This is a genomic window from Pseudanabaena sp. CCNP1317 (genome assembly GCF_034931345.1).
Classification (GTDB): Bacteria; Cyanobacteriota; Cyanobacteriia; order Pseudanabaenales; family Pseudanabaenaceae; genus Pseudanabaena; species Pseudanabaena galeata.
Window position 1 is genome coordinate 1 of record NZ_JAYGIF010000022.1, and the last position, 24,060, is coordinate 24,060.

Genomic DNA, 24,060 nt, shown 5'->3' on the forward strand with positions numbered 1-24,060 from the left:
CTTCACAGAAGATTCGCGTGATATCCAAGTGCGATACGATACTGTTCATATTGCTGAGGCTTTTAGTTTGTCAAACCTAGTCTCAGCTTTTCTTTTGCTTTTGTCTACTCCGTCGAACTGACGTTAAAAAGGATGAATCCAAAGGAGACGATGATGAGCCGCAGCAACAGCTATTACTTGCTTAACTTTTGAAAGTTTATTGGGATGGCAAATTTCGATAAAACGCCCCAAAAATCTCTCAATTTTATCTGCATCAGGAGGAGTATGTTCACCGACAATTACTCTACCTGTTCTAAATTCACCCGAAATAACTTGCTTTTTATTTGCTTCTTCTCCTACCCATCGTAAATTATCTGGCAAGCGTGAGTAGAACTCTCGATGTAGTAATTGAATAAAATCAATAGAAACAATATCTGGATTTTTGCTAAAATCAATCAGTCTTTGAACTTCAATATGAGCTTTAGCTTCAAGTTGTAAATCCCGCTTTGCAGGATCACTTGAGAAATCTTCGACCAAAGCTCGTTCAATATCGCGAGGAGTAGTGTTATGTCCTTCGATTAAATTACTGTAATAGCAGTTCATGTTACGAACTAAATTGCCGAGAGTTTCAGTCATTCGGGGTTTTAGAATAGCTTTTAAGCTACTTGTTGCTTGGATCAGCGAAACAACTAGGTCTTCTAGCTCACGATTTCCCTCTGATGGAAGCATTGGTTCCATTAAATCTATGGTTTCGTCTCTATACATTGCCGATTTTTTAAATACGATATTGTTCTCTATATATAGTTTACCGCAGATTAATCCGAACTTTATTGCCGATCTTATTGCCGATCTTATTGGTTCTTTTTAGGTTTATTGATATAGTAAATTCGCTTGATATTTGCGGGAAATTTATGAAACGTCGTCAACTTTTACTGACATTATTTGGTGTACCTGTAGTTGGTTCATTAATTTATGCAGCGATCGCCAAATCTAAATTTCAGTATGAGCCTGTCTCAGCAGAGTCCCCTGTAAGTAGTCCTAGCCCCAACCCTGAAATAAAATCTAGCAATAGTGACTCAAAAGCCAACTCGGAAATCCTTGAGACGGCTGAAGAGCCATTACTGCGGTTTGCAGCGATCGCAGATAATGGATTTGGGAGTCCCGATCAGTTTGCCGTTGCTAAATCCATGTGGGAAACCTATCAGCAAAAGCCCTATGCTTTCGTACTGATGGCAGGCGATAACATTTATTCCTACGGTGAAATTAGTCTAGCTAAAGCCCGTTTTGAAGATCCTTATGCACCTTTGCTGAGCAAAGATGTGAAATTTTATGCCGTGCTAGGCAATCACGACATTGTTAAATCCAATAATGGACTAGATCAGATTAATTACCAGCCTTTTAATATGAGCGATCGCTACTATTCCTTTACCAAAGGGGATATTAATGAAGGAATGGTAGAATTTTTTGCCCTTGACACTAATGGTAATGCTCCTTGGGATGCCCAGCTTGCATGGCTCGATCAGCAACTAGCCCAAAGTACTGCCCCTTGGAAAATTGTCTACGGTCATCATCCTCTTTACTCTTCAGGTAGGCATGGCAGCAATCCCGAATTAACAGCTAAACTCGCGCCCATATTTGCTAAACATAAAGTTCCTTTATATCTCTGTGGGCATGATCATGGCTATGAGCGATCTATCCCCCTTGATGGCACTATCTATATTGTTAATGGTGGTGGCGGCGCACCTTTATACAAATTTGGGTGATCGCCCCAAACGGCCTTTGTGAGTTCACAGTTTAGCTTTATGACTTTTGATGTCTACCAAGATAAAATCATCACCAAAGCGATCGCCACCGATGGCAAAGTATTTGACCGTGCCATAATTACTAAACTCGTTTAAAGTGATTGGTGTAAAGCGCCATTCACTTTAAGTTAACTAAACTATAAATTCCTATGAGCCTCTACCTGTACGCAATTTTGCAAGCTGAAAATCTGGATCTGATCAAAAATCTCGAACTTAAGGGAATGAACGATCAGCCCGTCCAGTTTCATGCTATTCCACCTTTTGCGCTCGTTTACAGTGAGGCTCAACAGGAGCGTTACCTCGCTAGCCGCGCTCATCTCCTTGCCCATGAAACCGTTTTAGAGTCGCTCATGAAGGCGATCAATCCCCATCAAGCGGTTCCCTTACCATTGCAATTCGGGTTAGTTGTCGATGAATGGGAGGAAGTTCAAAAGGATTTGTTGATTCCCTTTGAAGATCAACTCACAAAACTCATACATAACCTAATTGGTAAGCGGGAAGTCAGCGTCAAACTATTTTGGAATCAAACTGAAGAGTTAAATCTTGCTGTTGCCGAAAATGAGGAATTACGCCAAAGAAGGGAAGCCTTAGTTGGTAAGATTTTAAGCATGGACGAGGCGATCGCGATCGGGCAAGAACTAGAGGCAGCGATCGAGCAACGTCAACAAATAATCATTGACGCTTTTATCGATACCCTGAAGCCTCTATCCCATGAATATGCTGAGGGAGAATTGCTCACTGAAAGCATGATCTATAACGGTTCTTTCTTAATCGATTGGGATAAGGAACCAGAATTTGCCGCCACCGTTGAAGCTCTCGATCAACAATTTGAAAATCGCCTCCGAATCCGCTACAACGATTTCACCGCTCCCTATAACTTTGTAAATGTTGAGCGAGACTAGAGAGTGGTGACCCTCTACAACTATAGCAATCCTAAATGGGTTGCTATAGGAGATCACACTACCGATCAAATAAGCCATATCAGTTCGACAAAAGCAGAAAAAGGTAAGAATCGCTAAGCGATTCTTACCTTTTTCTGCCATTTGCGGCGTGCTTTGCACGCCGCAAATGGCTATGTCGAACTCGCGTTAATAATACCAAAGCAAATAGCCATTTTGTGCTTTGGTATAAGACTTTGGCAGCATTTGAATGTCTTACGCCAAGAGAGTTTCTACAAAATATGCTAAATAGTATGGATGTAAAGATGCTCTTTCTTGCAACTTAAAGCTATGACAACTCAACCTCAAACTGATAAACAACCTTGTACTGAGACTAAACAAGAACCCATTCTCTGCAATCACTGTTTGCGTACAGCTACTAATGGCATTAAGTGTCAGGGTATCTGTGTTGCTGATAGTGGGTATTAAATAATTTACACTAGGGGCATAACTATCAATATTATTCTGAAAGGAGTAATAATGTGTAGCGCTTTGCGTTGTACATTATCGCTCCCTATAACATTAATTTATGTCACAACCAACGATTGAATCAGTTTTACAAGAAAAACGCTTGTTTGAGCCTTCTACGGAGTTTTCACAAGCATCCCATATCAAAAGTCTTGCGGAATATCACCAAATTTACGATCGCGCTAAAGCCGATCCTGCTACCTTCTGGGCTGAACTAGCCGAACAAGAACTACATTGGTTTGAGAAATGGCACACCGTTCTCGACTGGCAACCGCCATCGGTGAAATGGTTTGACGGCGGTAAAATTAATATTTCCTATAACTGTCTCGATCGCCACTTGACCACTTGGCGCAAAAACAAAGCGGCTCTAATTTGGGAAGGTGAAAATGGCGACTCGCGCACACTGACCTATGCCCAATTACATCGCGAAGTTTGTCAGTTTGCCAATGCCCTCAAACAATTAGGAGTCCAAAAAGGCGATCGCGTTGGTATTTATATGCCAATGATTCCTGAAGCAGCGATCGCCATGCTAGCCTGTGCCAGAATCGGCGCGGTACATGGTGTCGTATTTGGTGGATTTAGCGCCGAAGCTTTACGCGATCGCCTTGTCGATGCTGAAGCAAAACTCGTCATCACCGCCGATGGTGGTTGGCGCAAAGATGCGATCGTGCCATTAAAAGAGCAAGTAGATAAGGCGATCGCCAATGGAGCCGCACCTTCCGTTACCGATGTCTTGGTTGTGAAACGGACAGGTCAGAATACGCATATGACCGCAGGGCGAGATCATTGGTGGCATGACTTACAGCAAGGGGTTTCCGCTAAATGTGATGCAGAGCCAATGGATAGTGAGGATATGCTATTTGTTCTCTATACTTCTGGCAGTACTGGTAAACCGAAGGGAGTCGTGCACACTACGGCTGGTTATAACCTTTATAGCCACATGACCACCAAATGGATTTTTGATCTCAAAGACACCGATGTGTATTGGTGTACGGCTGATGTAGGCTGGATTACAGGACATAGCTATATTGTTTATGGCCCCTTATCCAATGGTGCAACCACACTGATGTATGAAGGAGCGCCTCGCCCTTCTAATCTTGGCTGTTTTTGGGATGTAATTGAGAAGTATCAGGTGAGTGTGTTCTATACCGCACCCACAGCCATTCGCGCCTTTATTAAAATGGGTGAACATCATCCTAATACTCGTGATTTGACCTCACTGCGCTTATTGGGAACCGTCGGTGAGCCGATTAATCCTGAGGCTTGGATGTGGTATCACCGCGTGATTGGCGGCAGTCGCTGTCCGATTGTAGATACATGGTGGCAAACAGAGACGGGTGGAATCATGATTACAGCGCTTCCTGGAGCAGTTCCCACAAAACCAGGTTCGGCAACACTTCCATTCCCAGGGATTATTCCTGATATTGTCGATCTTGAAGGTAATCCTGCCCATGAGAACGAAGGTGGCTATCTGATCGTGCGTCATCCTTGGCCAGGAATGATGCGAACGGTTTACGGTGACCCAGAGCGTTTCCGTAAGAGCTATTGGGAGCATATTCCCCCCAAAGATGGCAACTATGTTTATTTTGCGGGTGATGGCGCTCGTAAGGATGAAGATGGATATTATTGGGTGATGGGGCGTGTCGATGATGTAATTAACGTCGCTGGTCACCGTTTGGGAACGATGGAAATCGAATCAGCGCTAGTTTCTCATCCTGCGGTTGCCGAAGCTGCTGTAGTTGGTAAGCCTGATGAGTTAAAGGGTGAGGATATCTTTGCCTTTGTAATTCTGGAAGGCGATCGCCAACCTAGTGAAGAACTCGCTAAGGAACTCAAAAAACACGTTGTAGGTGAAATTGGGGCGATCGCCCGTCCGAATGAGATTCGCTTTGCGGAAGCCTTACCTAAAACGCGATCGGGGAAAATTATGCGTCGCCTCTTGCGATCGCTAGCCTCTGGGCAAGAAATCACCAGCGATACTTCCACTTTAGAAGATCGCTCGATTTTAGATAAGTTACGCGAAGGTGCTTAACAAAAAAGTCTGTGCATCGCACAGACTTTTTTGTTGTTTAACTGATGTTGCGTGGAACGCAGATGATAAATCTTTTGCTACTAGCGTGACAGGGCAACCACGGGGGGATTGCCCCTACCCGAAAAATTGCAGATGATAAATCTTTTGCTGCTAGCGTAACAGGGCAACCACGGGGGGATTGCCCCTACCCGAAAAATTCATGTTCTGTAGGGGCTGTGCCCCCGTGCCAGCCCCAGACCTATGCTATGACAAGAATTCCTTCCACGTAACATCAGTTATTTAAGCTCTGCCAGAGCTTTACGAGCTTGGGTTAAACCATCAATGTTGCCTTGTTGATTAAAGAATCGCTCAGCACTTTCTAACATCTTGCGAGCTTCGATCGCCCGTTGTTGAGTCGCTAATAACTTACCTAAAGCTAGATAAGTTACCGCATCCTCTGGTTCAATCTCAATAATTTGACGATAGGCAACGATCGCACCCGATAGCGAACCTTGCTGAATATAGATATCAGCGATCACCCGTTGTAACTCGATCAAATTATTGGCAGGAATATTTCTAGCTCCTGCGGCGCGGCGGAGAGAGGTGATCGCTTCAGCATAATTGCCTTCACTTTGAAAGACCTTAGAAATGGCAAGATTGGCTTGAGGGTGTCGAGGATCGACTTCTAAAGCTCGTTTGTACTTAGAGATCGCCTCTTCATATTGATTTTGCTCAGCAAATAAACCACCAAGCGCCACCAATACATCAGCGTCAAAAGGCGCAATTTTATCAGCTTGGTTATAGGCGGCAAAAGCCCCTGTCCGATCTCCTGAGAGTTTTAAAACATAGCCCAAATTCAAATAAATTTTGGCATTCCTAGGTGCAACTGCGATCGCTTGACGATAAATCTTGGCGGCTTCGGCATATTGTTTTTGTTCCGTCAACAAAAAGCCAACACTGTTGTAAGCATCAATATTTTTGCGATCCAAGGCAATTACACGACGATAGGCGGTTAATGCGCTGGGATAGTCTTTAATGCGGACATAGACAAAACCCAAAGCATTAAAGGCTTTGGCATTATTGGCATCTAGTTTGGTGGCTTTATCTAGAGCCGCGATCGCCCCAGAATAATTATTCTGTTGGGTTAGTAAAAAGCCAAGACTAGTTAAAATGCGCGAGTTTTTTGGCTCTAAAGTCGCTGCTTGTTGATAAGCAGCGATCGCCCCTGCTATGTTATTGTTTTGCCACAGTTGCCGCCCTTGCCTGATCCATTCTGTCGCATCTTTTTTGGTTTGGGCATAGACACTTTCGGAAATCGGTACAACAATCGCCCCTGCGATCGCTATTACTAGAGCAAGATTTGTCAGTTTGGTGAGTGAACGAAACAAAGGCATAAGCTTTCTGATTTACGTTAATTAATTTTTATAGTTAAGTGCTTCGCTGTAAAGTTAAGTAATCAATTTTTGATGGTGCGGCTTCGCCGCACCATCAAAAATATAATTTTTTATTAAGTTACAGAATCCTATGCGGACAACGCTTGAACATAAAAATTTTATTCTTCTGGGTTTACCTCTTCCATATTAACAAGCATATTAACCAGCTCAACTGAGTTAGGTGCATTACGTGCATCCGTAAAATCTGTGCCTTCAATACTCTTAAGGGTCGATAGATAGGTTCCTGTCAAATCTGCACCAATTAACTTGGCATTAGCTAGATTTGCCCAATTTAGCTTGGCATTAGTCAAATTGGCTCGGCTAAGATCGGCTCCAGCGAGATTTGCACCCGTTAAATTTGCCCTTGTGAGGTCAGCTTCGGTGAGATTTGCCCCCCGCAAGTCTGCGCCATTCAGGTAAGCTCCTGTCAAAAAGGCGTTTGATAAATTTGCCCGACATAGGCGTGATCGCGTGAGGTTAGCGCTAGTCAAAAACGCATTACTAAAATTAGTCTCTACTAAGACCGCATCACTGAGATCGGCTTCAATTAAAAATGCTTCGGAGAGATTTGCACCAATTAACGAAGCTTGTTCGAGAATAGTGCCATTGAGATTTGCTTGAATCAGAATTGAACCGCTTAAATTTGCTCTTACTAAATTTGCCAGATTTAGTTCCACATCTTCTAAATTGGCAATATCAAGAGTTATTTCCTCAAGATCTGATTCAATAAAATTTGCTCCAGTCAAATTCGCTCCAGTCAAAATCAATCCGATGAGCGATCGCTTACTAAAGTCGCGATCGCCCAAAGCGTAACTTTCGAGAAGTTCTTTTGCATTCATGATTGATTGACAGATGATTAGGGACGATAACCCGAAGCCAGCAACTGTGCGACTGACTTGGCATGGTAGGACAAGATAATATCTGCACCAGCACGCTTCATGCTTAACAGAGTTTCAAACATGACCTTCTTCTCATCAATCCAGCCGAGTTGCGCCGCCGCCTTAACCATTGCATACTCACCACTGACGTTATAGGCGGCTACAGGTACATTGGTTGCATCTTTGACCTTGGCGATGATATCCAAATAAGCGAGAGCAGGTTTGACCATCACAATATCTGCACCTTCAGCAATGTCGAGATAGACTTCCTTAATGGCTTCACGAGAATTGGCTGGGTCCATTTGATAGGTCTTTTTATCACCAGACTTAGGTGCAGAGCCTAGAGCATCGCGGAAAGGTCCATAGTAAGCAGAAGCATATTTGGCGGAATAGGCGAGAATGCCCACATTCTCAAATCCAGCTTCATCCAGCCCTTGTCGAATCGCTCCAATCCGACCATCCATCATGTCAGATGGTGATACAAAATCAGTTCCAGCAGCAGCTTGGGAAATAGACATTTTGACAAGAACTTCGACTGTCTCATCATTCAGAATTACGCCATTATCATCAATGATGCCATCATGTCCATGGGTAGTGAAAGGATCAAGAGCAACATCGGTGAAAATAATGATATCGGGAACTACTGCCTTAATGGCGCGAACTGCACGCTGTGCTAGTCCTTCAGGATTAAAACTTTCGCTACCAGTGAGATCTTTTTTCTCTTCAGGTACAGCAGGGAAAAGGGCGATCGACTTAATTCCTAACGCATAAATCTCTTCTACTTCTTTAACCAATAGATCGAGAGTAAATCGATAGGCTTCAGGCATGGAGGGAATTTCAACACGATTATTCTCTCCTTCCATCACAAACATAGGATAGATGAAGTCATCTGTTGATAGATGGTTTTCTCTAACTAGGCTACGGACAGAAGGATTACGGCGGAGGCGGCGAGGACGATGTGTGAGTTGCATTGATGTTTCTTGACTTTTCTTAATGAATTTGCGTTAAAAACATTTAGTAAAACATTTATTTTTTAGATATGTATTATACCAGAATCACTAACACTAATTCCAAAAAGAAAAGCAGCGCGATGCGCCACTTTTCTTTACAAATCCCTAAACGCTTTAGTAAAAGAAAGGCAGCGCTTCGCGCCACTTTTCTTTACAAATACCAAAACATTACCTAAAAAGAAAGGCAGCGCGAAGCGCTGCCTTTCTTTTAAATACCCAAACGTTGATAGATTTGGTCAAGATTTTTAAGATGCTTATTAGGATCGAAGCAAGCTGCTAACTCTTCTTCAGAGAAAGTTTTCTTGACGGTTTCATCTTCGCTGATCAACTTACGGAAATCACCGTCAGTTTTATTCCATGCAAGGTGGGCGGCTTTCTGCACGATCGCATAGCTATCTTCACGGCTCAAGCCCTTAGTGACCAGTCCGAGTAGCACCTGCTGACTGAAGACCACACCACCATAACAATAGAGATTGCGCTCCATGTTGTGGGTATGTACCAACAGATTTTTGGTTAAATCCGTGATTTCTCGAAGCATGAAGTGAGTGAGAATGCAGCTATCAGGTAGCAATACCCGTTCCGCCGCACTGTGGGAAATATCGCGTTCATGCCATAGCGCCACATTTTCTAGAGCCGTAGTTGCATAGCCACGTAACAAACGCGCCATACCCGTTAAACGCTCCGAACGGATCGGATTGCGCTTGTGAGGCATTGCTGACGAGCCTTTTTGCCCCTTGGTGAAATGCTCTTCCACTTCGAGGACATCGGTACGCTGAAGGTTACGAATTTCGACGGCAAAGCGCTCGATCGATGCGCCGATTAGGGCTAGTACTTGCGAGAACTCGGCATGGCGATCGCGAGAAATTACCTGCGTCGATGCACAATCGGGCTGTAGTCCCAACTTTTGACAGGCGATCGCCTCAATACGCGGATCGACATTGGCATAGGTTCCCACTGCGCCCGAAATTTTACCGACAGCAATAGTTTTGCTTAAGTTCAATAGGCGATCGCGATGGCGCAACATTTCTGCTAACCAACCAGCGAGCTTAAATCCAAAGGTAATTGGTTCGGCATGGATACCATGCGTCCGACCCGACATAATCGTGTAGCGATGTTGTTGGGCTTGGTAGCGAATCGCTTGGATGGCTTCTTCTAACTGGGCTTGGATGATTTCTAAGCTATCGACTAATTGCACTGCTAGAGCCGTATCTAGCACATCGGAACTAGTCAAACCGAGGTGGATGTAGCGCCCTGCATCACCTACATATTCATTTACGTTGGTCAAAAACGCGATCATGTCGTGCTTGACCGTTAACTCAATTTCATTGACGCGATCGGCATCAAAATTTGCTTTCGCCTTAATTTCTTCGACCGCATCGGCAGGAATATATCCCAGTTCAGCCTGTGCTTCGCAAACGGCGATCTCAACTTGCAACCAAGTTTGATATTTGTGCCGATCCGTCCATAACCGACCCATTTCGGGTAACGTATAGCGTTCTATCAAAACTTACGCTCTTAAAATAATCACAATTTTTAATTATAGCAAGCTTTTTTAGAGATTGCTACAATCAAAGCCACATGTCAGCAATTCTCATTATAAAGATCGGTTTTTTGAAAGCTCGGCAAAGTCGAGCTTTCAAAAAACCGATTTTAGTGTTTACAGCACCTTTGGCGCTGTAAACACTAAAATCAGTTTCACTATGAGAGATTTTGATCACATGTAAGTAACTCCCCAAAATTAAAACCTAAGCCCAGAAGCTGTCCCGCCCGCATAGCGGGCGGGACAGCTTCTGGGCTTAGGTTATGCCTAGCTACTTATCAGTAAAAAACAAAACCTGAATAGCGAGAGGCGGCATAAGTGCCGCCTCTCGCTATTCAGGTTTATAGCTATCAAACCCCAAAATTTGATCGGCATTCTCCCATTTTTGTTGAGCTTCTATAGCGCTCCTAAATGAGTTGTAAGATTTTGAGTGTTGAGAGAGTGCGCCCCGAAGGGGTGCACTCTCTCAACCTATTTAGGATTGCTATAGATGTTCAGTAAAATGTCTGATGCTACAAATTGATTAAGTGAGTTAGGGTTGAGCAAGTTTTTCAGGCTGTGATTGATATATGTCATTGTTCCAATTACGATCGCAGATCAATTATTTGCCCTCCCGATCCGAGGATAAATAAAATTGATGAGCGCAACAAATGAGGCAAATCAGACACAGGTCAACCTTGTTGCTGCATTCCAAGCTGCACAAGATATTTCGCGAGAGTTAAATGTTGACAAGTTAGTTAGTCTGAGCCTTTCAGCATTACTTGAACTATCAGACGCACAATCAGGTGTTGTGATTTTAGTTGATGATCAAAAATTTACGATCGCTGCCATAATTTCTGAGCGATCGCCAAACTTAGAAATCTCTCAGAACTTGACTCTTGCTAGTGCAGATGCTTCTAGTTTGCCAATCTTAATGGTGCGCCATACCCTCGACAATCGCACAGAAACCATCTGGAATCAAAATAGCCCTGATCCACATTTCGCTGATGATCCCTATTGGTTAATGCATTCTCCACAAGCAGCGCTATGCATTCCCCTATGTGAGGATGGTGAACTGATAGGAGCAATTTATTTAGAAGATCGGGTCAGCCAAAAACTACTACAGACTGATTACTTACAAGTTTTACGATCGCTCTGTCAACAACTCGCTATTTCACTGGTGCGATCGCGTGAATTCTCTAATATTAACCAACACAAGGAATTTGAAGAAGCTTTAAAACGCAGTAACTCACTTCTGACAGCCCAGCGTGAAGCCTCTGTTGATGGAGTGTTAGCAGTAGATGAGCAAGGACGGATTGTGAGCTATAACAATCGATTTTGTGAGTTATGGCAAATTCCTGAATCAGTTCTCCAATCCGTGGAATACGGAGGATTGCTGAGCCTCTTGCAACATCATCTCCAACTACCTGATGGACTAGTTGAAGCCCTTGAAAATGCCTATGATTCTGCTGAGAAGTATACTCAACGAGAAATTTATCTAGCAGATCATCGTGTAATTGATTGCTATTCGGGACAGGTGCATTCTCCCGATGGGAAGTTCTATGGGATGGTTTGGTATTTTCGTGATGTCACAGAACGTATCTGCATACTTCAAGAACTACGAGCCGAACAAGAACGTTCTGAGCGGTTATTGCTGAATATGTTGCCTGAGAAGATTGCCAAAAAACTCAAACATAGCCGCGCCTCAATGGCAGATGGATTTGAAGAAGTATCAGTTTTATTTGCAGATATTGTGGGCTTTACCGAACTTTCTTGCAACATGTCACCAGTCCAGTTGGTCGGTCTGCTCAACCGTATTTTTTCGATGTTTGATAATTTGTGCGATCAATACAAACTTGAAAAGATCAAAACCATCGGTGATGCCTATATGGTGGTGAGTGGATTGCCTGAACCAAGAGCCGATCATGCGGCGGCGATCGCCAATATGGCTCTCGATATGCAAAAAGCCATCTCTCAAGTTAAGTCCCGTGAAGGTATCCAAATTTCGATGCGAATTGGCATTAATTCGGGACCAGTCATTGCGGGTGTGATTGGAACGAAAAAGTTTATTTATGATCTCTGGGGTGATACGGTCAACGTCGCTAGTCGGATGGAGTCATTGGGAACGGCTAAGGCAATTCAAGTTACAGAAGCAACATATTTACGGTTACGCGATCAATTTAATTTTGAGCGACGTGGGTTGATTCCTGTCAAAGGCAAAGGCGAAATGATGACCTATTGGCTAGTGGGGAAAGTCAATTAAGAGTGTGTTTGAGAAGTTTTTCACCCCCTCTAACTCCCCCTTTCAAGGGGGAGGATTCAGGTTTCCCCCCTTTGAAAGGGGGGATTAAGGGGGGTAAAAGCAGAAATTTATGCTAGACAGGAGACTTCTCAAATACGCTCTAAAGTCAGGTAGTGAAATCTTGCTAGAATGAGATGAGGAAATATTGACATGAGCATATGAAGTTTATCAGCCCTAAAACTGATTTTGCGTTCAAGAAAATCTTTGGCTCTGAACAAAGCCATGATGTCTTGATCAGTTTTTTGAATGCGATGATTTACAACGGCGATCGCAGAATCTCGCAATTAGAAATTCTCAATCCTTATTTAACTCCGCGCATCCGAGGTGTTAAGGATACTTATCTTGATGTCAAAGCCAAGTTGGATAATGGCACAAGCGTAATTATCGAAATGCAAGTATTAAATATCGAAGGATTTGAGAAGCGAATTCTCTACAATGCCGCTAAAGCTTACTCGATTCAACTTGGTATCGGACAATCCTACTCGCTCCTAAATCCAGTAATTGCGCTCACGATTACTGATTTTGTGATGTTTCCTGAAATAAATCAATTGACTTCTCGGTTTATTTTAAAAGAGAAAGACTTTTTAATTGACTATCCCATCTACGATTTGGAACTTGTATTTGTCGAGTTGCCAAAGTTTGATAAAACGCTCATAGAGCTAGAAACCTTGGCGGACAAGTGGTTATATTTCCTTAAACACGCAATCGATTTAGATGTTGTGCCAGAAAGTATGAATCTAGTCCCAGAAATTAAGCAAGCCTTTGAATTTGCGAGAGAAGGAAATCTCTCACCTGAAGAATTAGACGAGTTAGAACATCAAGAGTTCTTTATCCAAGATCAACATAATGCGATCGTCAAGGCTTTGAAACAAGGAGAGAAACAGGGACTAGAGCAAGGTAAAACTGAGGCAAAGCTAGAAATGGCTGTAAAATTGCTGGATCTTCTTGATGATGCCGCAGTTAGTCATGCGACTGGATTGAGTTTGCCAGAAATAGCAAAATTAAGAAGTATACGATCGCAAAATCAATAATTCTTCGTCTTGAGAATGTCAAGGATGCACTAGCCATGCTCTTTGAATTGGCTGCACGATCGCCTGTACCAGTGGTGATAATCTTGCAATATCCTGTAAACCTTGCTCCGTCTGGACATTGATCCCTTGTTTGTAAATGCTATACCCCTTAGTCCGCGCCACCCGAATTCCACAATAGTACTTAGGCTCTAGCCCTTGAGAAATTAGTTTCTCGCGCCAACTTTCGAGACTCTCTTGCTGCTGAATGTCATCTAAATGCGAAATATCCGTAGCTCGGAATAAATCGCGATCTAAAAAACGACGGCATAAATCTGCAAGTGTGCGATCGCTGCTGTCGCGCCATCGATGCATATGATAGGCAAACACAGTGTCATCGGAGGCGAAATATTCCTCACAGGTAAGCGATTGCGGATCTTGAGTTAGCCAAGCGGTCATGGTGCGATCGCTAAATATTTCTCCCGCAGAAATTAAAATCTTTGCCCTCCGAAAAATCCTTTCTAACAAAAATCTTGCCGCTAGGTTTTTGGGATGGTTGTATACCTGCAAATACATAAAATAGCGCACCGTCAAATAATGCTCGATCGCTACCATTCCCTTCCGCCCAATCACTAAGTTCTGCGAAATTGGATCAAAACGTAGAGCTAATAAAATGCGATCAAGATCTAACTGTCCATATTTAGCACCCGTGAAATAACTATCACGTTCTAGATAATCAAGGCGATCGCAATCGATTTGACTAGAAACTAGCTGATAGATTAATGGCACTGCATATTTTTTGGTAAATACCTTTTCTAATTCAGTAATTAAGTCCGTCGAAAAGTTATTGAGAACCTCCGCAATTTTGCCGAACTTTAATAATCGTAAAGTCCATATTTCATGATTACTCCCAAACACTTCTTCCGATGCATGGCTATAGGCTCCATGCCCAAGATCATGAAGCAACGCCGCAACTAATACAACTGTCCGATGGATTGTCAGGTAAGGATATTTAGTGGCGATCGCATCAAAGGCGCGACGGGTCAAAGCCATTACACCTAGGGAATGGGTGAATCGTGAACCCTCAGCCCCATGAAATGTAAAGTAAGCAATATCAAGCTGACGAATCCGTCTCAAGCGCTGGAATTCAGGTGTATCAATTAGTTGAATTAGTAGAGATTCAGTGAGATCGTTGCCATCAAGAGTAATCGCGCCATGGATAGGATCGTTATAGGTTCGAGACTTGCCAAATAGCATAAGTACCTGTGCAGAATACATTACCCAATCCCGTAAGGTTGCATCCCGCAGGGATGCAACCTTACGGGATTGGGTTTAAAATTAATTATGCCTACCTTCTCACCAAAGGATTAGCGATGCACCGCCTCGCGCCGCACCGCAGGAGTATCTACTTAGAGTTTAGATGTGCTGTGATACAAATCACATTGCATTGACTACAGATATCATAAGTTAATAAGCAGACATATGATTCTTACATCTGCTTTTTGCCTTAGTTTTTTGATAATCCTTCAAATAATTTGCAAACAACAATATAAACAGATCAAAAATCAGGTCTTCTGCTCTATGGGCTGAGCAGTTATTACTTTCTTAGATGCATCAAAGTATTCTCAAAAAGTAACTATATAACAATAGAAATAAATAGTTGCTACTTACAGCAATTACCGATCAAAAAACCACAACAATTTTTTTTGAAAGTTTTGAGAACCAACACTTTCAAAAAAATTGTTGGTTCAGGTTTGAGCGCAAAATGCTGTAAAGCTTATCTGTACAAGCCTAGGTAGTATAAAGAATACAATGAATTATGGTAGTTTCGTTTCCATTGCACAACTAACTGATATTCATCTATTTGAAGATATCAAACAGTCTCTGGTTGGCATCCAAACAGAAGCCTCTTTTCAAGAGGTTTTAATTAATGTTAAAAGAACCTTGTCACAGATTGATTTATTGCTTTTGACGGGGGATTTGACTCAAGATGGTAGTGCAACATCATACGATCGCTTGCGGCGATCGCTGGATAAGTTTGGGATTCATTCCTATTGCTTAGCTGGTAATCATGATGATTTGTCCTTAATGCAAACCCATTTACCTAGCGAATACGTTCACCTCAGCCGCTCTCTAGATGTTGGTAAGTGGCGAATTTTGTTACTTAGCTCGGTTGTTGTGGGAGCAGTCCATGGATACTTAGCACCATCAGAACTATTATGGCTAGAAGATACTCTTAACGCATATCCTGATCGCCCTACTTTAATCGCCTTTCATCATCCTGCTGTGCCACTTGGTTCTAAATGGATGGATGGTATTTGTTTGGAAAATCAAGATCAATTCTGGGAAATATGCGATCGCCATCCGCAAATAGAAGTTGTCTTGAATGGACATGCCCATCAAGACTTTGATCAAGTTTATGAAACCCCCCATAATTCTGTGCGCTGTTTGGTGACTCCTTCAACTTGCATTCAATTTGAGCCACAAAATCCCAAGTTTCAAATTGACAGTCAACCTCCCGGATTTCGCCATTTACGTCTCTATCCCAATGGAGTAATGGAAACAGAAGTCCATCGTCTCAAAGTTGGCAGTTTCCATCCTGATCTCGCAGCGATCGGCTATTAAAATTACAAACTATTTCTGACCTTTTAATGTCCTTTTGAAAGAGGGCTTGGAGACCAAGCCCCTACCTATCCAAAAATGAAGGGGCTTGGTCTCCAAGCCCATGTCTTTGCTTTCTATCAAAATCCAATATTTATGTTGAGAGTGTTGCTTTGCAACACTCTCAACATAAATATTGGGTTTTATTTCAGCGCAAAGCACTGTAGGATAAAAAATCTAGCGATTTTTTATCCTACTCTTTACAAATGCAACCGCAGATCATTGTTATTAAAATTGGCACGTCTAGCCTTAGTGATCCCGAATCAGGAGATTTACAACTAGCGACGATCGCCAAATTAGTTGAAGCGATCGTGCATCTACGACGGGAAGGACATAGCGTTGTCTTAGTTTCTTCGGGTGCGGTGGGCATTGGCTGTGGCAGGCTAGGGCTAAAACAACGTCCGCGCAAAATCTCCAAAAAGCAAGCCGTCGCAGCCGTAGGACAAGGGCGCTTAATCAGGATTTATGACGACTTTTTTGGCTCTTTGCAACAGCCCGTCGCTCAAGTTTTATTAACACGCGGCAACCTGATTCAGCGACAGCATTACATGAATGTCCATGCCACATTCCATGAATTACTGGAAATGGGCGTAGTGCCAATTGTGAATGAGAATGACACGGTTGCTGTCGATGAATTAAAGTTTGGTGATAATGATACGCTATCGGCTCTAGTAGCTAGTCTGGTCGAGGCTGATTGGTTATTTCTATTAACCGATGTTGATCGCCTTTATTCCGATGACCCACGCCAAAATCCTGAAGCCAAGCCGATTGAGTTTGTGGAATATTCAGAACTTCAAGAACTCAGACAAGCGATCGGTGAGAAACAAGCATTAGGCGCTCAAGGTGGTGGTACACAATGGGGAACTGGCGGCATGACCACAAAACTTGATGCAGCTCGCATTGCCTCGGCGGCTGGAGTTCGTACAGTAATCACCAGAGGTGCTTTTCCCGATCGCCTGTCAGCGATTCTTCGTGGCGAGAATTTCGGTACGCAATTCGCGGCTCAACCGAAAACAGTGAATGCCCGTAAACGCTGGATTGCCTATGGAATGGTTCCCTTGGGCAAGTTGTTCTTAGACGATGGAGCCGTACAGGCGGTTATTCGCAAAGGGCGATCGCTCTTACCTGCGGGAATTACGCAAGTAGAAGGAAAGTTTGAGGCGAATGAGTCCGTAAGTTTGTGCGATCGCGATGGCAAAGAAGTCGCGAGGGGTATCTCTAACTACAGCAGCAGTGATATCCTTCGCATTCTTGGTTCTCAATCAGAAGACATTCCTAAATTACTAGGCTTTGATGGCGAAGAGACAGTAATTCATCGAGACAATTTAGTGAGCCTTTAAATCAAAAAAAACGGCTACGCCGTTTTTTTTTGATTTAAAGGCAAAGCCCTTAGGACTCTGCAATTTAATAAAGAACCGATTTTTGATGGCGCGGCGAAGCCGCGCCATCAAAAATCGGTTCCTTATTTTACGGTGAAGCCCTTATGTAATAACTATTTTGGGACTATTGTACCAATTGTACGTTGGACTATCAGGATCATCATCTACACCCAACTTACTCTCAGCACCATCAATCCGTATCCGCACCAGATACTCACCTGCCTTAATATTCGCAATTGGCATCTCAATGGTGGAAACAGTACTAGGCAAAGGAGGACGATCAAATAGATAGATGGATGGATTATCAGATGTCCATTCATTCAAGGCTAAGACTATTTTTTGTTTCTCCCGTACTAATACATCTAACTGAACTACAATTACCGCCGATCGCAAATTATCTTCGATCTCTTCTAACTGGGTCACAGATACATTCACAATCGTCGGACAGAGGACAAAAGGCATCACATTTGAGGCGATCGCATTAGTAATTAACGGTGAAGTGCTACCGATTCGATGGATTACTTGCAAACTCTGCACTCCAGCTTGGATCTGGGGTAAATCCATATCCTCCAGAGAAAAAATAATTTCGCGAGCTTGTACGGAAGTAGGACTAATTACTAAATCCCCAACATGGATTTCTACTGTCTGACTTTGGAGGTTGCGCCCACGAATAATCATCACACTACCGATCACAATCGGCTCAAATCGACTACCCTGAGCCACGACTTGCTCAATGTAGGGTGATGCAGGAAACGGAGCCAGCCCTGCGGGGGAAGCATCGCGAATTGGTAAGGCTCTCTGGAAGTTTTCCCGACCTTCGACGATTACCAGACAAGCACGGTAGGCGATCGATAATACATAGGGAACTTGATAAAATACTGACCAAGCCTTAGATAGATCCTCCAGTGAAATATCCACAGGCACAATATGAACCTGTTGAATCTGATCAGCAAGATCGGAAGCAGCTAGAAATGGGAATGTAGAATCATTGCAGGTAGAACGAATCAGTTCAGGTGTAAGAATTCGCTTGTCAACAAGGGTACTTACCACACTTCCCAAAACCCTCTGAGGTTGTAGTTCCGCATCATTGCCATAGCAACTCATCATGTAAAAAAGATCGATCGCCACTTGACGATTAAGGGGATTTCCCTTGGTACGATTAGGAGTGGAGTCATAGTTAGCTAAAGAAGAATTACTGGTTACTTGATACAAGAAAATATTTACTCCCACTTCTGGCGCACCCGTAGAAATTCCTCCTGGAGGTAAAGTGGTGGCTCGTGCTCCTTCAATATCCTGCTGAATCACTGTTTGCAAGACCCTTTGTAAAGTTGCCGTTACCGTCGCGATCGCTAAATAATTACTCATCTGCACTCACCAAACCTAATTTCAAAGCTCTGACGATCGCCTGTGTCCGACTAGCCACACCCAACTTCTCAAATACACTAGTGAGATGCGCTTTGACTGTAGCGATCGTCACATGTAGATATCGAGAGATATCTTCGTTAGAGGCTCCCTTAATCAACCAGTTCAATACCTCCTGTTCGCGATCGGTGAGATGGATAGTGGAATGTCCCTGTAGCGATCGCCCTGCATAGAAATGAAAAATCCGAAAGAAACTCGTGGCAATATCGGGGGGCAAAAAGATTTCATCATTCATAACTGTCGAAATTGCCTCATAAAGTTGACTGCCAATGCGATCTTTCGCCACATATCCTCTAGCTCCCAACTGCATCGATCTAAATACTAATTCATCTTCACGATGCGATGACAAAATTAAAACCTTGCCATGATAGTCTAACTTTTTAAGATCCATCAATACTTTTAACCCGCTATCTTCGGGTAATTTTAAATCGAGTTTGACATCCAAAAGAATTAAAGAAGGCTTCTGCTCGACTACTAGTTTAATCGCTTGAACACAAGAAGTTGCTTCTCCGACAATCTTAAACTGAAGATAACAATCATCACTATAAAAACTCAGTAATGTATGTAAACCCCGACGAAAATCAGAGTCATCTTCTACCAATAAAACCGATACTATTTGAGCCGTTGTTGTCATAGATCAGTGGTCATCGATCATTGATTTTTAGCAATTCTTACTCCCTTCCCAGTGAAGAATTATACGTTGCGGCGCAACGCGCCGCAACGCTAATTATTGATTTTTGATGTATATTTCTTTGGTGGGAAGAGAGTAACAGATCTCTTTTTAATTCTTAGCAATTGATTTGTAGTTATAGCTATATCCATTTCAGTTAAGACATAAACCCAAAAGAGAGTTGTGGCGCATAGCGCCGCAACTCTCTTTTGGGTTTTGGGTTTTTCTTAACATAATTGTCTACCGCTATAACTTCAAGAGCTTTAGAGAATCTCATCCTTACTTAGAAGTATAGACTAAAGTCTAATAACCCTTAATTTCGATCATCCCTACTGTATACGTCTATAGACATAGTTAAAGGGTGGCATATGGCACTAGACTACTTCGCCCCGGGCGTATACGTCGAAGAGGTTGATAAAGGCAGTCGTCCCATTGAAGGCATCAGCCTCAGTGTGGCGGGCTTTATCGGATTTACCGAAGACGTTCGCGGTGATGCTGATCTGTTTAAACCAATGATGGTTACATCATGGGATCAGTATCGTGAATACTTTGCAGCTCCTGGTTCTGATGGTTACACCGACTTCGATGCTTACTTGCCCTTCGCTGTTAATGGTTGGTTTGTCAATGGCGGTGGACGCTGCTGGGTAACGAGCATTGGCACAAAACTGCCTGGATCTGAGCCTCCAGCCCCTGAAGCAACCGCACTTCGCATTGGCACATCAAATAACAAGCCCACCTTGATGTTTAACATCAAGCCAGCCGATGCTTCTGAGAGCCAGTTAGCGTTACCTTCAACGGGCGATCGCATCAAAGTCATCATTCAAGAAAGCACTCCCAAGCCATTACCCGAAGACGCTCCTGCCGATGCCGAGCCACCCTTAAATACTGGTGAATTCTTCAACGTTGTTGTTGTCCAAGGCGGACAAGAATTGGAGAAATACGAACATGTCTCGATGAATCCACAGGTTGCGCCCGATGTTGCTGACTATGTAGTAACGGCGATCGCTGATTCTGAATATGTCACCATCGCCGACATTTCTACCAGCGGACAACCACTCTCTCGTCGTCCCGCTAACGGAGCTTATGAGATTGCGCCACCTCCTTACATTTCCACCGTTGATCGCTTTGCGCGTGACTTGCTAGGACAAAGAGACGATCGCACTGGCATTCAAGGCATGTTTGAAATCGATGAAACAGCGATGATTGCTTGCCCGGACCTTATGCGCGTCTATGAAGCTGGTCTGATCGACATCGATCAAGTACATGGGGTCATGGAAATGATGCTCAGCATGTGCGAAAACTCCTTCCCAGGGCCTGCCTTCCGCATGGCAGTGATTGATCCCCCACCGATCAAGCCCTCCAAAGGCATGGAAGCTGTACCACCCGATCGCCAAAAACCTCAAGACGTAGCCCAATGGTTGAGCATGTTCAACCGTCGCTCCATGTTTGGCGCACTCTATTACCCTTGGATCAAAGTCGCAAACCCTCGCAAAGGCGGCAAGCCATCCTACGTTCCTCCTTGCGGTCATGTCATGGGTCTATGGTGTCGCACTGACCAATCACGCGGTATCTTCAAGGCTCCCGCCAACGACACTCCTAGAGGTGTGCTTGGCTTAGCCTACGAAACCAACATGCGCGAGCAAGAAATGCTCAACCCCATCGGTATTAACTGCATTCGTAACTTTGCTAGCTACAATCGCGGCTTCAAGGTATGGGGCGCACGTACCTTGGTCGAGCCAGACAACATTCAATGGCGCTACATCAGTGTCCGCCGTCTGATTAGCTATATTGAGAAATCAATTGAAATTGGGACTCAATGGGTGGTATTTGAGCCTAACGATACTGACCTATGGGCAAGAGTAACTCGTACTGTCAGTAACTTCTTAGAAGGACTTTGGCGGAATGGGGCTTTATTTGGCGGCGCATCCTCAGAAGCGTTTTATGTCAAATGTGATGCCACCCTCAATACCCATGAAACGATGATGATGGGTCGGCTATACATTGAGGTCGGTATTTGTCCTGTCCGTCCTGCTGAATTTGTGATCTTCCGCGTCAGTCAGTGGTCGCCTAACAGCTAATTATCTAATAAGAAGAACATCCATAGGATGTTCTTCTTATAGACTCGCAGTGAAAGATTTTTTGTGGAGCGGCTTAGCCACTCCACAAAAAATTGTTTCTTTATTAGATTTTGCTTTTTTAAGATTTGTGCTGTGATTCTTACAGATTTATGGCTTTAGATTTTAAAATAGTTAACAATCAGCACAGACCTATAACTCAGATTTCAAGGAGGAAGAATGGCTGAACTTATACCAATTCCTACTAGTCGATACTATGTAGAATTTGATGGACTGACTGACAAGTTGATTAAAAGTGTTTCTGAAGTTACCTTTACAGGGCAAACCGCAGGACATGAAAAGCCTCTAGCCTCAACCAAAGGTGGTAAGACCATTTGGCAGAGTACGTCAGCAGGTTTTGAAGAAAACCCCAATGTCACCATTGAAGTCTATGTCACCGAAGGCGACATGGACTTTTACAATTGGATGTTAGCAACTATGCCCAAGAGTGAAGGGGGACAAGGTAAATGGTCTTCCAGCCGTAAGAACGGATCAATCGTTGCTTACGATAGTGAAGATAATGAAGCAATTCGTTGGAGTTTAACTAATTGTTGGATTAAGTCTTACAAGGTCAGCGACTTTAATTCTGAAAGTAAGGATCTGGCTGTTGAGACCTTTGAAATTATCGCCGAGCAAATCAACCGCGTTAAGTAGAGAGATCTACTGACATGTGAGTTGATTTTAAATTTTTTGGTTTTGGTTTTGATATAGAACTTAGGATGAGGTCAATCAACTATGGCAAAAGGTGAAATTTTAGCCTGCTCTAAATACTACTTTAACTTATCGGGTTTGGATGACCTAGTTGTTAAAAGCGTAGGGGGTATTGGTTCAACTCTGCAAACCGCAGGGGACAGTAAATCCTATGGAGTATCCAAGAGTGGTAAGTCAGTTATTCAAGCAACTGTCACAGGTACAAGCAATAGCAATATTACAGTTGAATTTGTCTGTACCCTTGGCGACGATCGCCTAATTAAATGGTACAGCGCCTCACATTCCGAAGCACTCGGTGGTGGTGGAACCCAAACTAAGGGTGAGCGCAAAACAGGTACGATCACTCTTTACAATCAAGGCGGCGAGGCTGCTGCAACTTGGGAATTAACTGGGGTAATGCCTTCCAGCTATAAATCAACTAAGCTAGAAGCTGGTGCTGAGGGTCTAGCAACCGAGACGATCGAGTTTGTCTATGAATCTTTGCATCGCAAAACATAAAAGATGCGTATGAGTGGTGTTCTGCGCCACTCATACTAAATTTCCAGAAGGTAGGTTGTATGTCAGAAGAACAGCAAATAGAATTTTTAGCTAAGTCTAAATTTTATGTAGAAATTACTTTACAGGGCAGTCTAGAACAAATTGATGGCTACTTTATGGAATGTAGCGGATTGTCTCGAAGTCAAGAAGCGATTGAAATTGTTGAAGTTACTCCGCAAGTATGGGGGAGGAGTGGTTCGACAAAAGGACGGGTTATCCGTACAAAGCTTCCAGGAAATGTCAAAAGTGAGAATATTACGCTCAAACAAGGATTGAATATTTCCATGACCATGTGGAAATGGTTAAAAGCAGTGGAAGATGGTAACTGGGCGCAACAACTACGAGATGGTGATATCACTATTTATGACCAAGCTTCAATAGAAAAAGCAAGGTTTCGATTTAATGGCGCTTGGCCGATGCGTTACAAAATTTCCGAATTTAAAGCTGATGCTAGCGAATTTGCGATTACTGAGGTAGAGTTATGCGTTAGTGACTTTTTACGGATTAATTAATAGATTAACTAAACACATATGGTTTAAATATGATTCAAACAGAGTTTGAATTTACGCTACCCAAGGGCTACGTAGATGGTGATGGGAATCTACATCGTAAAGGTGTAATGCGACTATCAAGGGCAATCGACGAGATTACACCGATGCGAGATCCTCGTGTTAGGAATAATCCTGCTTACGCAACAGTAATTATTTTGTCTAGGGTAATTACAAAATTAGGTGGGTTAGAAGAGATCAGTTCAATGGTCATCGAAAATTTATTTGCCATTGATCTTAGTTATTTGCAAAAGTTTTATCGTCAGATTAATGAACTAGAAGATTCTGAGTAGGAAGTCTTTTGACCGTCACGAATTTATGCGTCCTTAGCAATTTCCTCTAATATCTGGTCAAATACCTTTCTCAAAATTAACTTTTCCGTTGGAAATATATGGGGAACTTCATCGATCGCCTCCAAAGAGTTGTTATCTAAAACTAGACAACTTTCGCCATCAGCCATCAGCCATTCTAGTTGGAGTAAAGCATCGCGATCGCCTAATTCGCTAGTATATCCCTCCCGAAATTCAAGCTCTATATCTGATTCATAACCATCAACAGGAATAAAAGCAGTTAGTTTAGCGTGATAACGAAGATTAAAATCTACAGCATATCCGAGCCTGATTAAGACTTTTTCTAACAATGAATAAGTAAGCATATGATGATCCTAAACT

At 43.1% G+C, this 24,060-nt stretch carries 22 protein-coding genes; 13 read left to right on the forward strand and 9 right to left on the reverse strand.

Translation table 11 applies throughout. The features are described 5' to 3' along the window. Positions 1-123: 123 nt before the first annotated feature. Positions 124-744, reverse strand: coding sequence for a Fic family protein (locus tag VB775_RS08575; protein ID WP_281008757.1), 621 nt, complete (start codon positions 742-744; stop codon positions 124-126). A 146-nt stretch (positions 745-890) separates the two neighbouring features. On the opposite strand from VB775_RS08575, the gene VB775_RS08580 reads away from it, so the two are divergent. From VB775_RS08580 to acs, 4 genes are all read left to right on the forward strand, one after another. Next, the gene (locus tag VB775_RS08580; protein WP_281008758.1) at positions 891-1,742 is read left to right on the forward strand and encodes a metallophosphoesterase; all 852 of its coding nucleotides are present in this window, start codon (positions 891-893) and stop codon (positions 1,740-1,742) included. A gap of 188 nt (positions 1,743-1,930) precedes the next feature. Further along, positions 1,931-2,683, forward strand: coding sequence for a GvpL/GvpF family gas vesicle protein (locus VB775_RS08585; RefSeq protein WP_281008759.1), 753 nt, complete (start codon positions 1,931-1,933; stop codon positions 2,681-2,683). Between the two features lie 327 nt (positions 2,684-3,010). Next, on the forward strand, positions 3,011-3,148 hold the full coding sequence (locus tag VB775_RS08590; RefSeq protein WP_190577603.1) for a hypothetical protein: 138 nt from the start codon (positions 3,011-3,013) through the stop codon (positions 3,146-3,148). Positions 3,149-3,248: 100 nt separating this feature from the next. Beyond that, positions 3,249-5,219, forward strand: coding sequence for an acetate--CoA ligase (gene acs, locus VB775_RS08595; RefSeq protein WP_281008760.1), 1,971 nt, complete (start codon positions 3,249-3,251; stop codon positions 5,217-5,219). 275 nt (positions 5,220-5,494) lie between these two features. On the opposite strand, the gene VB775_RS08600 is transcribed toward acs, so the two are convergent. The 4 genes from VB775_RS08600 to purB all read right to left on the reverse strand — a co-directional run bounded on the left by VB775_RS08600 (position 5,495) and on the right by purB (position 10,023). Next, entirely contained in the window at positions 5,495-6,592 is a 1,098-nt protein-coding gene (locus VB775_RS08600) for a tetratricopeptide repeat protein (RefSeq protein ID WP_281008761.1), read from the reverse strand. Between the two features lie 158 nt (positions 6,593-6,750). Next, the gene (locus VB775_RS08605; RefSeq protein WP_281008762.1) at positions 6,751-7,470 is read right to left on the reverse strand and encodes a pentapeptide repeat-containing protein; all 720 of its coding nucleotides are present in this window, start codon (positions 7,468-7,470) and stop codon (positions 6,751-6,753) included. A gap of 17 nt (positions 7,471-7,487) precedes the next feature. Further along, positions 7,488-8,480, reverse strand: a complete 993-nt coding sequence (hemB, locus tag VB775_RS08610) for a porphobilinogen synthase (RefSeq protein WP_281008763.1) — start codon at positions 8,478-8,480, stop codon at positions 7,488-7,490. A 247-nt stretch (positions 8,481-8,727) separates the two neighbouring features. Then, entirely contained in the window at positions 8,728-10,023 is a 1,296-nt protein-coding gene (purB, locus tag VB775_RS08615; RefSeq protein WP_281008764.1) for an adenylosuccinate lyase, read from the reverse strand. Positions 10,024-10,696: 673 nt separating this feature from the next. Here purB and VB775_RS08620 point away from each other — a divergent pair. Together VB775_RS08620 and VB775_RS08625 are read left to right on the forward strand one after the other, a co-directional pair. Beyond that, positions 10,697-12,301 carry an adenylate/guanylate cyclase domain-containing protein gene (locus tag VB775_RS08620; protein ID WP_281008765.1) on the forward strand — a complete coding sequence of 535 codons (1,605 nt, stop codon included), beginning with the start codon at positions 10,697-10,699 and terminating at the stop codon, positions 12,299-12,301. Between the two features lie 197 nt (positions 12,302-12,498). Continuing rightward, positions 12,499-13,371 carry an Rpn family recombination-promoting nuclease/putative transposase gene (locus VB775_RS08625; protein ID WP_281008766.1) on the forward strand — a complete coding sequence of 291 codons (873 nt, stop codon included), beginning with the start codon at positions 12,499-12,501 and terminating at the stop codon, positions 13,369-13,371. A gap of 18 nt (positions 13,372-13,389) precedes the next feature. Here the strand turns inward: VB775_RS08625 and VB775_RS08630 are convergent, their stop codons facing one another. After that, positions 13,390-14,625 carry an HD domain-containing protein gene (locus VB775_RS08630; RefSeq protein WP_281008767.1) on the reverse strand — a complete coding sequence of 412 codons (1,236 nt, stop codon included), beginning with the start codon at positions 14,623-14,625 and terminating at the stop codon, positions 13,390-13,392. 534 nt (positions 14,626-15,159) lie between these two features. Here VB775_RS08630 and cpdA point away from each other — a divergent pair. Further along, positions 15,160-15,972: a 3',5'-cyclic-AMP phosphodiesterase gene (gene cpdA / locus VB775_RS08635; RefSeq protein WP_281008768.1), complete on the forward strand. Its 813-nt coding sequence runs from the start codon at positions 15,160-15,162 to the stop codon at positions 15,970-15,972. A gap of 242 nt (positions 15,973-16,214) precedes the next feature. Continuing rightward, entirely contained in the window at positions 16,215-17,348 is a 1,134-nt protein-coding gene (gene proB, locus VB775_RS08640) for a glutamate 5-kinase (protein WP_190577805.1), read from the forward strand. A 141-nt stretch (positions 17,349-17,489) separates the two neighbouring features. Here the strand turns inward: proB and VB775_RS08645 are convergent, their stop codons facing one another. After that, entirely contained in the window at positions 17,490-18,752 is a 1,263-nt protein-coding gene (locus tag VB775_RS08645; protein WP_281008769.1) for a DUF4255 domain-containing protein, read from the reverse strand. Next, entirely contained in the window at positions 18,745-19,443 is a 699-nt protein-coding gene (locus tag VB775_RS08650) for a LuxR C-terminal-related transcriptional regulator (protein ID WP_094535529.1), read from the reverse strand. The genes VB775_RS08645 and VB775_RS08650 overlap by 8 nt, the downstream gene beginning before the upstream one ends. A gap of 404 nt (positions 19,444-19,847) precedes the next feature. On the opposite strand from VB775_RS08650, the gene VB775_RS08655 reads away from it, so the two are divergent. From VB775_RS08655 to VB775_RS08675, 5 genes are all read left to right on the forward strand, one after another. Continuing rightward, entirely contained in the window at positions 19,848-21,557 is a 1,710-nt protein-coding gene (locus VB775_RS08655) for a phage tail sheath family protein (RefSeq protein ID WP_281008770.1), read from the forward strand. A gap of 216 nt (positions 21,558-21,773) precedes the next feature. Beyond that, positions 21,774-22,247: a phage tail protein gene (locus VB775_RS08660; RefSeq protein ID WP_094535531.1), complete on the forward strand. Its 474-nt coding sequence runs from the start codon at positions 21,774-21,776 to the stop codon at positions 22,245-22,247. Between the two features lie 81 nt (positions 22,248-22,328). Continuing rightward, the gene (locus VB775_RS08665) at positions 22,329-22,802 is read left to right on the forward strand and encodes a phage tail protein (RefSeq protein WP_281008771.1); all 474 of its coding nucleotides are present in this window, start codon (positions 22,329-22,331) and stop codon (positions 22,800-22,802) included. Positions 22,803-22,861: 59 nt separating this feature from the next. After that, complete coding sequence (locus VB775_RS08670) at positions 22,862-23,353, forward strand: phage tail protein (RefSeq protein ID WP_281008772.1); 492 nt, start codon at positions 22,862-22,864, stop codon at positions 23,351-23,353. Positions 23,354-23,382: 29 nt separating this feature from the next. Continuing rightward, positions 23,383-23,682 (forward strand): hypothetical protein, encoded by a 300-nt coding sequence (locus VB775_RS08675; RefSeq protein ID WP_281008773.1) that lies wholly within the window; start codon positions 23,383-23,385, stop codon positions 23,680-23,682. Positions 23,683-23,705: 23 nt separating this feature from the next. On the opposite strand, the gene VB775_RS08680 is transcribed toward VB775_RS08675, so the two are convergent. Continuing rightward, positions 23,706-24,044: a hypothetical protein gene (locus tag VB775_RS08680; protein WP_281008774.1), complete on the reverse strand. Its 339-nt coding sequence runs from the start codon at positions 24,042-24,044 to the stop codon at positions 23,706-23,708. Positions 24,045-24,060: the final 16 nt, after the last annotated feature.